The sequence below is a fragment of the Micromonospora sp. NPDC049240 genome, assembly GCF_040647835.1.
Classification (GTDB): domain Bacteria; phylum Actinomycetota; class Actinomycetes; order Mycobacteriales; family Micromonosporaceae; genus Micromonospora.
In genome coordinates, this window is record NZ_JBEZCX010000011.1 from 73835 (window position 1) to 86714 (window position 12880).

Here is a 12880-nt window from a genome sequence, read left to right on the forward strand (position 1 = left end):
GTGCCGCCGCGACCATGGATGTCTGTTAATGTCCTGATGATGAGGATCGTCGATGCTCGGGTCATCCTGACCTGCCCCGGCCGCAACTTCGTCACCCTCAAGGTGGTCACCGACGAGGGCGTCACCGGGGTCGGCGACGCCACCCTCAACGGTCGGGAGCTGGCCGTCGCGTCCTACCTGCGCGACCACGTGGTGCCGCTGCTGATCGGCCGCGACCCGGCCCGCATCGAGGACACCTGGCAGTACCTCTACCAGGGCTCGTACTGGCGACGCGGGCCGGTCACGATGAGCGCGATCGCGGCGGTGGACACCGCGCTCTGGGACATCAAGGGCAAGGTCGCCGGGCTGCCGGTCTACCAGTTGCTCGGCGGCCGGTCCCGCGACGGCGTGACCGTCTACGGCCACGCCAACGGCGAGACCGTCGACGAGGTGCTGGCCGAGGTGGCCCGCTACGTCGACCTCGGCTACCGCGCGGTACGCGTGCAGTGCGGCGTGCCCGGCCTGCCCCGCACCTACGGCGTCAGCGCCGACAAGATGTTCTACGAGCCGGCCGACGCCGCGCTGCCCAGCGAGACCACCTGGTCGACCGAGGCGTACCTCGCCCACGTGCCGGGCGTGTTCGCCCGGGTCCGCGACGAGTTCGGTCCCACCCTGCGGCTGCTGCACGACGTGCACCACCGGCTCACCCCGATCGAGGCGGCCCGGCTCGGCCGCAGCCTGGAGCCGTACGCGCTGACCTGGATGGAGGATCCGGTCCCGGCCGACCTGCCGGAGGGCTTCCGGCTCATCCGCCAGCACACCACCACCCCGATCGCCGTCGGTGAGGTCTTCACCAGCATCTGGGACGCCGCCCAGCTCATCCGGGAACAGCTCATCGACTACGTCCGCGCCACGGTGGTGCACGCCGGTGGGCTCACCCACCTGCGTCGCATCTTCGACCTCGCGGCGTTGCACCACGTCCGCAGCGGCTCGCACGGGGCCACCGACCTGTCGCCCGTCTGCATGGCCGCCGCGCTCCACCTCGACCTGGCCATCCCGAACTTCGGCCTCCAGGAGTACATGCGGCACACCGACGAGACCGACGAGGTCTTCCCGCACGGCTACCACTTCGCCGACGGCTACCTGCACCCCGCCGAGACGCCCGGCCTCGGGGTGGACATCGACGAGGCGGCGGCGGCCCGGTTCCCGTACGCGCCGGCCTACCTCCCGGTGAACCGGCTGACCGACGGCACGGTGCACCCGTGGTGACTCGCCGGGTCACCAGATGCGGCGACCGTACGCGTCCGGCACCCCGGACTTGCGGAAGAAGTAGGTGTTGATCTGGTCCCGCCACTGGATGGCGCTGCGGACCTGCTCGTCGAGGCGCTCGGCCACCCGTTCGTGCACCGCCGGTTCGATCAGGCCGGCGAGTCGGCGCCACCGCTCGCGCATCGCCACCACCTGCTCGACGCCGGCGAAGTGCGTGTCGTAGATGTGCTGGATCACCGTACGGCCGCTGTGCAGCACGTGGTCGTAGGGGACGTGGTGGAAGAAGAGCAGCAGCTCGTCCGGGCACCGCTCGCGTGACTCGTACACCTCCGACCAGGGCGCCGGGTACTGGCCGGTGAACCCGGTCCCGGTCGCCCGGGTGCGGTCCACCCCGACGCCGTCCCGGTCGGCGAAGTGGTAGGTGCCCCAGGCGGTGTACTCGTAGCCGTCCACGTCGGGCCCGTAGTGGTGCCCGGGCCGCACCATGAAACCGACACCCAGCGGCGCGGTGTACCGCTCGTAGCCGCGCCAGGAGTCGTCCATGATCTCGTGCAGCGTCCGCCGCAGCAGGTCCGGGTCGGGCGTCGTGGCCGGCGGCCACGTCAACCCGATCCACTCGTCGAGCACCGCGCCGGGCTCCAGGCGGGGGTCCCAGGCGAGCCGCCCCACGGCGTACAGGTTGGCCTGGGCCAGCGGATGCCCGGTCCAGAACGGGTCGTCCCCGGTGCTGGCCACCGCGGCCAGGCCGCCACCGCGCGCGCCGGCCACCACGTCGGCGACCGTGCCGGCGTCGCCCCGGGGCGCGAACCGCAGCACCTCGCTCCAGCAGGGGCCGAGCCAGCAGACGTGCCGCTGCTGGCCGGTGTACTCCTGCGTCACCTGCACCTCGACCGCCATCCGGGTGGCCGGCATGGCCAGCAGCAGCGGCGACACCGGCTCGCGGACCTGGAAGTCCACCGGGCCGAACTTCACCTGGACGATCACGTTGTCGGCGAAGCGCCCGTCCAGCGGGGTGAAGTGGTCGTACGCGGCCCGGGCCCGGTCCGTCGACCGGTCCCGCCAGTCCTGGTGGTGGTCGTAGACGAACGCCCGCCAGTGCACCACGCCGCCGTGTGGCGCGAGCGCGGCGGCCAGCAGGTTCGCCCCGTCGGCGTGGTCGCGCCCGTAGGTGAACGGGCCGGGCCGGCCCTCCGAGTCGGCCTTCACCAGGAAGCCGCCGAAGTCCGGGACGCGCGCGTACACCCGCCCGGCGGCGGCGGCCCACCAGGCCCGCACCCGGTCGTCGTGGGGGTCGGCGGTGGGCAGGCCGCCGAGCACCACCGGGGCGGCGAACGTCACCGCCAGGTGCACCCGCACGCCGTACGGGCGCAGCACGTCCGCGATCTCCGCCACGTCGCCCAGCCGGTCGGTCAACAGCCGCGCCTCGGTGTCGTGCACGTTGACGTTGTTCACCGCGATCGCGTTGATCCCGCAGGCGGCGAGCAGCCGCCCGTAGTCCCGGATCCGGGCCGTGTCCCGGCGCGCCGCGCCGTCGCGCCAGAAGATCGAGCCGCCGGCGTAGCCGCGCTCGACCTGACCCGACACCGGGTGCACGGCCACGTTGTCCCAGTGGTCGAGCATCCGGCGGGACAGCGCCGGGCCGTGCCGCCGCGCCGGCCGGTCGACGTCGAACGCCGCCGCGCCCAGCCGGACCACGTGGAACAGCCCGTACAGCAGGCCGGCCGGCGCGTCGGCCAGCACCACCGTCACGCCCCCCGACCGGGCGGTCAGGAACCCCTCGTCGCCGAGCGCGCCGTCGCCCCGGCCGTTTCCCGCCGGCGTGGCGGCGAGGCGGACCGCCTCCGCGGTCGCGTTCGCCAGCGGACCGGCGTCGCGCAGCGCGAGCACCAGGTCGGCGTCGACGTCCCAGGACGGGGAGCGCCACACCCGACCGCCGTACCGGGCGCAGGCTCGCGTCACCTCGTCCAGCACGGTGTCCACCAGCGGGCCGGGACCGTGCACCAGGACGCCCCGGGTGCCGAGCGCCCGGAACGCCTCCGGCGGCAGCCAGGCGGCGTGCCAGGTGGTCGTGTCCACCGGCAGCGGCTCCGCGCCGCTCGCCGGCTCGTCCGTGGCAGCGGTACTCACGTGGTGAACTCCCTCCGGATCACGTCGATCATCGGGTCGCCGATCCGGAGCAGCGCCAGCACGCCGACCGCGCCCAGGAGCGCGAGCACCGCCTCGGAGAAGACGGCGGTGACGCCGGCGGCGGCGCCCAGCAGGACGGCGTTGCCGACCGTGACGCCGGGCGTGCGGACCAGGAAGTACCCGGCCAGGCGGACCACGTCGCGGGTGCGGAACGCGAACAGCGAGACGATCACCAGGGCGTTGGTCCCGACCAGCGCGACGCCCGCCCCGACCAGCGCCAGCGGCACCGCCCACCAGGCCGGCACGGCCGCGGCCGGCAGGTGGGCCAGGTTCACCGCGATGAGCGTCAACCACGCCAGCGTCGGCACCCAGACCCGCAGCACGCCCGGCAGGTTGGCCCGGTAGGCGCGCCGGAACGCGGCGGCGGGCCGCAGGTCGGTCAGGTCCCGGCGCTGGTGACGCAGCGCGTGCAGCGCGGCGGAGACGGCTGGCCCGACCGGCAGCAGGCAGACCGCGACCAGCGGCAGGTTGCTGGCGTCCCGGTCGAGCAGCACCAGCGCGATTAGCCCCGGCACGGTGGTGAGCAGGAGCAGCAGCTCCACGACGAGCAGGATGTGCACGGCCGCGGCGGCCCGCGAGAGCGGCCCGTCGCCGAACTCCCGCCGGCCGGGCCCGCTCACCACGGCTCCGGCCGGGTCGAAGCCGGCTCACCGGTCGGGTCGAGCATCCGCCCGTCGTCCCACGGCGGCGTCTCGTCCACCACCGGCGTCAGCTCGACAAGCGTCACCTCGTGCCGGGCGAGCGCGAGGTCGACGTCGGCCCGCCCGGCGGCGACCGGCAGGGCGCGGTGGCTGCGGGCCGGCTCGGCGGCCTCCCGCAGCGCGTCGAGCTGCCGGGGGCGGGGCGAGCGCGGGCTGCCCATCTCCCGCCAGGCCGCCCGGACGTTGCCGGCCTCCTCGCTCACCGACGAGCGGAGCTGGAACGCCGAGGTGGTGCCGGGCGGGCCGAGCGGGACCGACAGCGCCAGGGTGTGCCGCGCCGGCGCCGGCGTCCGGCCGGTGACGTCGACCGGCGCCCAGGCCAGCACCGCGACCCGACCGTCCGGGTGCCGGGTGACCAGGTGGTCCGACCCGTGGGCGAGCACCTCGCCGCCGAGCCGGGCCATGAACGCGTACAGGTGGTAGGTGGGTTTCTTGAGCTGCCGGTGGGCGAGCAGGCCGAAACCGCCGTGCAACGGCGCGGTCGGCACGCCCACCTCCTCGAACACGTCGCTGAACGTCCAGTACGAGAACGAGTCGACCAGGTCCCCGCCGGCGGCCAGCACCGGCGCGAGATAGGCGGCGTGGAACGCGGTGTCGTGGACCGGGTTGTCCGGCCGGTAGGAGGAGTTGAACTCGGTGATGTGCACCGGCCGGTCCGCCAGCGCGGTGCCGGCCAGGTGGCGGCGCGGCGCGGCGAACTGTTCCAGCAGCTCCGCCGCCGGGGCCAGCGTCTGGTGGGTGCCGAACGGCACGTGCCGGGCCGGGCCGGAGGTGTACGCGTGGCGGCTGACGAAGTCGACGGGCACGTCGCGGGCGGCGACGAACTCGGCGAACGGCGCCAGCCACTCGTCCGCGCCGGGGGAGATGGCCGGGCCGCCGACCTGGAGCGAGGCGTCGACGTCCTTGACCGCGTGCGCCGACACCTCGTACAGGCGGTGGTAGGCGGCCTGGTCGGCGTCGCGCCAGAAATCGGGCAGGTTGGGTTCGTTCCACACCTCGATGGGCCAGCCGCGCACCTCCGCCAGGCCGTACCTGTCGACCAGGTGGGCCACCGTGGCGCGGACCAGGTCGCCCCACTCCGGATAGGAGTTGGGTGGCGTGACGTTGCCCCGCCACCAGAACACGGTCTGCTCCCCGGAAGCGAGCGCCGACGGCATGAAACCCAGCTCCACGAAGGGCCGGACGCCCCGCTCCAGGTAGGCGTCGACGACCTGGTCGACGTACGTGAACGCGTGCCGCACCCGGCGCTCGCCCCGGTACTCGTACGGCCGGTGCACGCCGACGCCGTCGCTGAACAGCCCGTGGCCGCGGATGTGCCGGAACCCGATGTCGCGCTGCACGAGCGCCAGCGAGTCCTGGTAGTCCCGGCGCAGCGCCAGGTCGAACCGCCCGGTGCCCACGCAGGTGCGCCAGGCGTCGGTCAGCCGGCCGACGGGCCGGTCGGGGACGATGTGGCGCATCGCCGGTCACCCGTGGTTCTTGCGGTACCGCTCGTACGCCTTGTTGACCAGATCGGTGTACGCCTGCGCGTTCTTGCCCTTCAGTTCGGTGACGTAGGCGTCCCACTCGCTCAACGGGCGCTGGCCCAGCGCGAACCGGAGCGTGTTCTGGGTGACGTAGTCCTTCAGCGCCGTCGCCCAGAGCGTGGTCTGCTCGCGCTCGGAGTCGGTCAGCGGCGCGGGCGGCGGCGTCACCCAGGGCGCCGGCTTGCGGCCGTTCATCTCCCGCTGGAACTCCATCTCCTCGGGGGAGAAGAACGACTGCACCAGGTCCAGCTTGCCGCCGTACGCGAAGACGCCGTTGGCGAAGCCGAAGTCCTTCTGGAGATGCTTGGTGCCCTTGGGGTTGAGCCCGACGATGTCGACGTCGGGGGTGGGGGCGCGCCGGCCGGCGGCGTCCCTGGTGTACGTGGTGCCCTCGACGCCCCACTTGGCGAACTCCTGGCCGGCGTCGGAATACCAGAGCCAGTCGATGAACTGCATCATGGCCACGAAGTGCTTGCCGTCGCGCGCCTTGCTGGAGATCATCACGCCGTTCTCCAGCCGGCTCGCCGGGTTGACCGGACCGGCCGGGCCGATCGGGAACATGATCTTCTTCAGCCGGGCGTTGGGGTTGATCTTCGCGATGTCCGGGCGGTAGTCGTTCACGAGCGACTGCGCGTTCGTGCTGATCACGAACGACTTCCCGCTGGCGAGCTTCTGGCGGGCCTGGTCGTCGGTCTGGGTGAACGTCTCCGGGTCGAGCAGCCCCTCGGCGACCAGCTTGTGCAGGAACGTCACCACCTGCCGGTACTGCTCCGACGCGCCGGTGAAGACGTACTTCCCGGCGCCGGCGTCCCAGGCGGTGGCCTGGTAGTTCCAGCCGGCGCCCGGCAGCCCGTACGACAGGGCGAGCATGTTCAGCAGGTTGCCGGCGGGGTTGGGCTTGCCGAACCGGTCGGAGAACGGATGGACGTCCGGGTGGGCCGCCTTCATCGCCTTGAGCATGGTGTACACCTCGTCCCAGGTGGTCGGCGACGGGATGCCCAGTTGCTCCAGGATGTCGGTGCGGACCGCGAGCGTGTACTCCTGCCAGGGCTTCTCGTGCAGGCCGGGCAGCAGGTAGAACTTGCCGTCCTCCTGCCGGAGCGTGTCCATCTCCGGCTTGAGGTTCCACTTCTCCAGCTTCTCCGCGAAGTGCGGCATCAGGTCGAGGTAGTCGCTGACCGGCAGGATCGCGCCGGAGGAGACGTACGAGTTCTCCTGCGGGTGGTAGGTCTTCGGGATGATCAGCGGCGCGTCCCCGGAGGAGACGAGCACGCTGCGCTTCTGCTCGTAGTCGCTGAGCGGCACGGCGACCGGGTCGAGCTTGACGTTGGTCCGCTTCGCCAGCTCCGACCAGAACAGCCACTCCGGCTTGAGCGGGTAGTTCGGGTGGTTGTTGTAGAGGATCGAGAACGACACCGGCTCGGTGGCCCGGAACTGGTCGCCGATGCCGTACTTCTCCATCGCGCCGGCCCGGTTGCGGTCGAGGTCCTTCTTGTCGGGGCCGTCGTCACCGCATCCGGTCAGCGAGACGACGGCGGCCGCGCCGGTGGCGAGCAGCACCTGGCGGCGGGACAGCTGGACCATGGGTGTTCCCTTCGGTTGGTGGCACCGCTATCCCTTGACGGCGCCGAGCATGATTCCGGAGACGAAGTAGCGCTGGATGAAGGGGTAGACCGCGAGGATCGGCAGGACCGTCAGCACGACGGTCACGGACTGGATGGTCGCGGCGGCCTGCACGATGTCGTCGCCGCTGCCGAGCCCGCCGCCGGTCTGCGTGGCGTCGGTCGCGCCCACGATGAGGTTGCGCAGGTAGACCGTCACCGGGAGCAGGTCCTGACGGTCCATGTAGAGGAACGCGGCGAACCACGAGTTCCAGAACGACACCGCGTAGAACAGCACCATCGTGGCCACCATCGCCTTGGACAGCGGCAGGACGATCCGCAGCAGCGTCCCGTACGTGCCCAGCCCGTCGACCGCGGCGGCCTCCTCCAGCTCGACCGGCAGGCTCTCGAAGAACGCCTTCATCACCAGCAGGTTGAACACGTTGATGGCATTGGGCAGCGCGACGGCCCACACGGTGTTCTTCAGGCCCAGGCTGGTGACCAGCACGTAGTTGGGGATCAGGCCGCCGGTGAAGAACATGGTGAACACGGCGATCCCGACCAGCGCGGTCCGGCCCCGCAGGTGCTTCTTCGACAGCACGTACGCGTAGCAGGTGGTCAGCACGACGGAGATGAGCGTGGCGACCACCGTGTAGACGACGGTGTTGCGGTAGCTGATCCAGAACGCCGGGTCGGACGTCACCACCCGGTACGCGGTGAGGTTGAACCCGCGCGGGACGAGGTTGACCTGCCCGCTGACGATGGCGGCGTTGTCACTGAGCGAGCGCGCCACGATGGTGAGGAACGGGTACACCGTCACCACCACCACGGCGGTGAGGACGACGGCGTTGACCGCCTGGAAGACGCGGTAGCCCCGGCTGGGCCGGGGGCTCACCACAGGCTCGTCCCCACCGCGCGCCGGGAGATCCCGTTCGCGGACAGCACCAGCGTCAAGCCGATCACGGCCTCGAACAGGCCGATCGCGGCGGCGTAGCTGAGGTTCCCGGAGACGATGCCCACCCGGTACAGATAGGTGGAGATGACGTCCGCGGTCGGATAGGTGAGCGGGTTGTAGAGCAGCAGGATCTTCTCGAAGCCGACCGCCATGAACGTGCCGATGTTCAGGATCAGCAACGTCATCATGGTCGGTCGGATCCCGGGCAGCGTCACGTGCCAGGTCTGTCGCCACCGGTTGGCGCCGTCGATCCGGGCCGCCTCGTAGAGGTCGCCGTCGATCGTGGTGAGCGCCGCGAGGTAGAGGATGGTGCCCCAGCCGACGGTCTGCCAGACCTCGGAGGAGACGTAGATCGACCGGAACCAGCCCGGGTCCTGGATGAACGGGACCGGGCGCCCACCGAACGCGCCGACCACCTGGTTCACCGTGCCGTCCACGGACAGCAACTGCATGACCATCGCGGCCACGATCACGATCGACAGGAAGTGCGGCAGATAGGACACCGACTGCACGAACCGCTTGAGGACCCGGCTGCGCACCTCGTTGAGCAGTAGCGCGAGCACGATCGGCAGCGGGAAGCAGAACAGCAGCGTCAGCGCGCCCAGCACCAGCGTGTTGGTGAAGACGTCCCAGAACGTGGGGTCGGTGAAGAACAGCCGGAAGTAGCGCAGGCCGGTCCAGTACTCGCCGAACACGCTGCCGCCGGGGCGGAAGCGCCGGAACGCGATCACGTTGCCCAGCATCGGCAGGTAGCGGAAGACCAGGAAGAACAGCAGCGGTAGGACGGCCAGCGAGTAGAGCTGCCAGTCCCGCCGCAGCGCCCGCCGCCAGGGCCGGCGGCGGCCGACGCGGCGTCGGCGGTCCCGCCGCGGCGCGGGCGCGGGCGCCGTCGGGGCGAACCGCGCATCCGAGCGTACGGATGTCATTCGCGCCCTCCCGCCGTGGCCGAAAATTCCGGTAATGGCCCGTAAGCTTTCCGGAAATTTATGGCCATCGCTTGATCGATGTCAAGGCGATCGATGTCCCCGTCATCCGTGGAGGATCCGTGCCCTTCTCCGACCTGCCACTCGACCAGCTCCGGCGGTACCGGCCGGAGGTCCCCGAGCCCGCCGACTTCGACAGGTTCTGGCGCGCCACGCTCGACCGGGCCGCCGCGACCCCGGTCCTGTGTGACGCCCGGCCCGAACCCACCGGCCTGCGCCTGGTGGACACCTGGGACGTGACGTACGCCGGCTTCGACGGCGAACCGGTGCGGGCCTGGTACACCCGCCCCGCGGGCGTCGACGGCCCGCTGCCCGCCGTGGTGGAGTACGCCGGCTACGGCCGCGGGCGGGGCCTGCCGGGGGAGCGGCTGACCTGGCCGGTGGCCGGGTACGCCCACCTGCTGATGGACAACCGGGGCCAGGGCGGCTGGCACGCCCGCGGCGACACTCCCGACCCGCACGGCGGCCCGGGCGGTCCGACCATCGCCACCCGGGGCATCCTGAACCCGGACGACTACTACTACCGTCGCCTGATCACCGACGCGGTCCGCGCGGTCGACGCCGTCCGCGCGCTGCCGGGCGTCGACGCGACGCGCGTCGTCGCGGCCGGGAACAGCCAGGGCGGCGGTCTCGCCCTGGCGGTCGCCGGCCTGGTCGACGACCTCGCCGCGGTGCTGGTCACCGCGCCGTTCGCGTGTCACATCCTGCGGGCCGTCCAGCTCACCGACGCCTCCCCGTACGGCGAGATCGCCCGGTACCTGGCCGTGGATCGCGAGGTCGAGGCGGCGGTCCGGCACACGCTCGCCCACGTCGACGGCGTCGCCTTCGCCCGCCGGGCCACCGCCCCGGCGCACTTCGGCATCGGCCTGCGCGACGACGTCTGCCCGCCGAGCACCGGTTTCGCCGCGTACAACCAGTACGGCGCCGCCAGCGGCCGGCCGGTGCCGCCGCTGCGGGAGATGCACACCTACCCGTACAACGGCCACGAGGGCGGGGAGGCGGTCCACGTGCGGCGGCAGCGGAGCTGGCTGGAGGCGGTGCTCCGGCGCGCCGACGCGCCGGTGCGGACCTGACCGCCCGCCGCTCCCGGCGTGCCCGGCCGGTGCGGCCGGGCGCGTCGGGCGCATCGGGACGGCAGGTGCGGTCCGTCGGCGGTCGATCAGCCGACCGAACAGGGGGCGCCGTTCAGGGTGAAGGACGCCGGCTTGCCGGTGTTGCCGGAGTGGCTGGCCTGGAAGCCGATGTCGACGGAGGCGCTCGGAGCGATCGTGCCGTTGTAGGAGACGTTGCGCGCGGTCACCGCCCCACTCGTCGGCGCGTACGAGGCGTTCCAGCCGCCGGTGATGGTCTGCCCGCCCGGCAGCGTGAACGCCAGCGCCCACCCGTTGACGGCCGCGCCGCCGGTGTTGGTGATCGTGACGCTGGCGGTGAGACCGTTGCCCCAGGCGTTGACCGCGTACGCCACCCGGCATCCGCCGGCCGGCGGCGGGGTGGTCGGCGGGGGAGTGGAGGGCGGCGGTGTGGTGGGCGGGGCAGTGGTGGGGGGCGTGCTGTCGCTGATGCTGCCCGGCACCGATCGCAGCGCGTTGTACCAGGCGGCGGCCATCTTGGCGTAACCGCCGGCGTTGGGGTGCACGCCGTCGGCCAGGTCGCCGAGGGTCAGCGCGGCGTACATGTCCACCAGGTGCACACGCCGCCCCGCGTCGGCCCGGCTCTTCACGATGCCGGGAATCGCCGCGTTGTACGCGCGGACCTGCGTGTCCGCGCCGGACTTGGGGACGATCGTGGCGACGAAGAGCTCGGTCGTGGGCGAGGTCGACGTGATGCGGTCGACAAGCGTGGCCAGCCGGCCCGGGGCGCCGCTGGTGTCGCCGTACATGTCGTTGGTGCCGATGTGCAGCAGCACGGTGCGGGGATTCGTCGCCCGCAACCAGTTCACCACGTTGGCGTCGATCTGGGCGATGGTCCACCCGGAGTGCCCCTCGTGGTCGTGGTCACCCAGGCTGCTCGGGCCGTTGAACTGCGAGCCGACGAAGTCGATCCGGTAGTTGTCCGCCGCCAGCCGTCGCCACAGCTCCGTCCGGTAGCCGCCGGGCACGTTGAACCCGTCCGTGATGGAGTCGCCGAGCGGCATCACCCGGACGCCCCCGTTGGACTCGGCGCTCGCCGGGCCGCCGGCCATCGTCGCCGCGGCGGCCAGGGCCACCATCGCGGCGGCTGCCGCGCTCCACAGTCGAAATCTTCGGATCATCGGGTCCTCCGCGGGGGATCGGTCGGTGCGTGCGTCACCGCGGTCGCCGTGGCACGCGCGGTGAACGGGAGTGAGGTGCGGCGCGGCCGACCGGGACCCGGACACCGGTGTCGTGCCGCACGGGAGCCTGCCCTCCGCTCCCGCCGGCCCCACGCTACTGAGCCTTCGATAACGATGTCAATCGATGGTTCTAAATCGATTTCGACCGCCCCGGACGGGCGCGGCGCGCCGTGGTGCGGCGCGGGCGTGGTAGGCAGGTCGAGGACCGCAACCGCGACGGAGGGCCCGCAGCATGCCGACGTTCATCACCATCGGGTACGGCGACCAGGACGGCTACGACCGCACCGACCCCGCGGTACGCGACGCCGCCCACGCGCACGACGAGCGGCTGCGGGCGACCGGGGTGCGGATGGGCGTGGCCGGCGCTCCGGTGCAGGTGCGCAACCCCGACGGCGCGGGCGCCGAGGTGCGGGACGGGGCATTCCTGACCTCGGCGCTGCCGATCGGCGGCTTCGCGGTGATCGAGGCGGCGTCGATGGCGGAGGCGATCGAGCTGGTGTCGGGAACGCCGTGCGCGGTGGCCCACGGCGTGGTCGAGGTGTGGCCGCTGCGCGACACGCCCTAGCCGAGCCGGCGCAGCGCCGCGTCCACGGTGTCCTCCGGGGTGCTGTTGAACGCGATCGCCGCGCCCGGGGCGTGCCGGTGCACCAGGTTGACGACCTGCTCGAAGAGCTCCAGCAGCGGCTCGTGCTTGCGGAGGCCGCCACCGACCACCACGCAGGCGTACGCCCGGCGGGTCAGCGCCGCCGCGACCTCCCGTTCGGCGTCCGGGTCCGGCGCGACCAGGCACAGGTCGGCCTCGATCCCGTGCTCGGCGAAGCGGGCGTGACCGCGCGCGATCGCGGCGACCACCGGCGCCGGGTCCCAGCCCGGGATCCGAGCCGGGTCGATTCCGATCACCAGCACCGGGCCGTGTGCCATCGCGTCCTCCTCGGTGTGCCGCGCCGTCCGGTCCGTCCCATCCCACCCCACCGGCGGCGCTCCGGTCAGCCCGCCACCCGGTTTCATTTTCCGTTGCCCGGGGCAATTGACCGGTCGACTCACATCCCTGAGGAAGGGCGGCCATCATGCACGTCGGCGGCATCATCTCCGGCATCATCATCGGTCTGATCATCGGCGCGCTGGGCCGCCTGGTCGTACCGGGCAAGCAGAACATCCCGATCTGGCTCACCCTGGTCATCGGCGTGGTCGCCGCGCTGCTGGGCACCGCCGTCGCGGGCGCGTTGGACGTGGCCGACACCAACGGCGTCGACTGGATCGAGCTGCTCATCCAGGTCGTCTTCGCCGCGATCGGCGTGGCCGTCGTCGCCGGCGCCTACGGCCGGCGACGGCTCTGACCCGACCGCACCGCCGTCACCCGGGCCGGTC

12 protein-coding genes are annotated in these 12880 nt (G+C 72.3%); 4 read left to right on the forward strand and 8 right to left on the reverse strand.

Going from position 1 to position 12880, the window contains the following annotated elements; genetic code table 11:
- Positions 1-39 precede the first annotated feature (39 nt).
- Positions 40-1248 (forward strand): D-mannonate dehydratase ManD, encoded by a 1209-nt coding sequence (gene manD, locus AB0B02_RS18275; protein ID WP_281941023.1) that lies wholly within the window; start codon positions 40-42, stop codon positions 1246-1248.
- A 9-nt stretch (positions 1249-1257) separates the two neighbouring features.
- Here manD and AB0B02_RS18280 read toward each other — a convergent pair whose 3' ends face one another.
- From AB0B02_RS18280 to AB0B02_RS18305, 6 genes are read right to left on the reverse strand one after another with little or no spacing between them, the layout of a single operon-like run.
- On the reverse strand, positions 1258-3375 hold the full coding sequence (locus AB0B02_RS18280; RefSeq protein WP_281941024.1) for an alpha-glucuronidase: 2118 nt from the start codon (positions 3373-3375) through the stop codon (positions 1258-1260).
- On the reverse strand, positions 3372-4055 hold the full coding sequence (locus tag AB0B02_RS18285) for a hypothetical protein (RefSeq protein ID WP_281941026.1): 684 nt from the start codon (positions 4053-4055) through the stop codon (positions 3372-3374). Before AB0B02_RS18285 ends, AB0B02_RS18280 begins: the two co-directional genes overlap by 4 nt.
- Positions 4052-5596, reverse strand: a complete 1545-nt coding sequence (locus AB0B02_RS18290; RefSeq protein WP_357301604.1) for a xylan 1,4-beta-xylosidase — start codon at positions 5594-5596, stop codon at positions 4052-4054. The genes AB0B02_RS18285 and AB0B02_RS18290 overlap by 4 nt, the downstream gene beginning before the upstream one ends.
- 6 nt (positions 5597-5602) lie before the next feature.
- Complete coding sequence (locus AB0B02_RS18295) at positions 5603-7246, reverse strand: extracellular solute-binding protein (RefSeq protein WP_357301607.1); 1644 nt, start codon at positions 7244-7246, stop codon at positions 5603-5605.
- A gap of 27 nt (positions 7247-7273) precedes the next feature.
- The gene (locus AB0B02_RS18300) at positions 7274-8158 is read right to left on the reverse strand and encodes a carbohydrate ABC transporter permease (RefSeq protein WP_357301610.1); all 885 of its coding nucleotides are present in this window, start codon (positions 8156-8158) and stop codon (positions 7274-7276) included.
- Complete coding sequence (locus tag AB0B02_RS18305; RefSeq protein ID WP_357301613.1) at positions 8155-9144, reverse strand: ABC transporter permease subunit; 990 nt, start codon at positions 9142-9144, stop codon at positions 8155-8157. The genes AB0B02_RS18300 and AB0B02_RS18305 overlap by 4 nt, the downstream gene beginning before the upstream one ends.
- A gap of 119 nt (positions 9145-9263) precedes the next feature.
- Between AB0B02_RS18305 and AB0B02_RS18310 the strand changes: the two genes are divergently transcribed.
- On the forward strand, positions 9264-10274 hold the full coding sequence (locus AB0B02_RS18310; protein WP_357301616.1) for an acetylxylan esterase: 1011 nt from the start codon (positions 9264-9266) through the stop codon (positions 10272-10274).
- Between the two features lie 86 nt (positions 10275-10360).
- On the opposite strand, the gene AB0B02_RS18315 is transcribed toward AB0B02_RS18310, so the two are convergent.
- Positions 10361-11452 (reverse strand): cellulose binding domain-containing protein, encoded by a 1092-nt coding sequence (locus tag AB0B02_RS18315; RefSeq protein WP_308447841.1) that lies wholly within the window; start codon positions 11450-11452, stop codon positions 10361-10363.
- 292 nt (positions 11453-11744) lie between these two features.
- Between AB0B02_RS18315 and AB0B02_RS18320 the strand changes: the two genes are divergently transcribed.
- Positions 11745-12077 (forward strand): YciI family protein, encoded by a 333-nt coding sequence (locus AB0B02_RS18320; RefSeq protein ID WP_357301620.1) that lies wholly within the window; start codon positions 11745-11747, stop codon positions 12075-12077.
- Here the strand turns inward: AB0B02_RS18320 and AB0B02_RS18325 are convergent.
- On the reverse strand, positions 12074-12433 hold the full coding sequence (locus AB0B02_RS18325; protein WP_357301623.1) for a hypothetical protein: 360 nt from the start codon (positions 12431-12433) through the stop codon (positions 12074-12076). The genes AB0B02_RS18320 and AB0B02_RS18325 overlap by 4 nt on opposite strands.
- A 146-nt stretch (positions 12434-12579) precedes the next feature.
- Between AB0B02_RS18325 and AB0B02_RS18330 the strand changes: the two genes are divergently transcribed.
- Positions 12580-12849: a GlsB/YeaQ/YmgE family stress response membrane protein gene (locus AB0B02_RS18330; RefSeq protein WP_357301626.1), complete on the forward strand. Its 270-nt coding sequence runs from the start codon at positions 12580-12582 to the stop codon at positions 12847-12849.
- Positions 12850-12880: the final 31 nt, after the last annotated feature.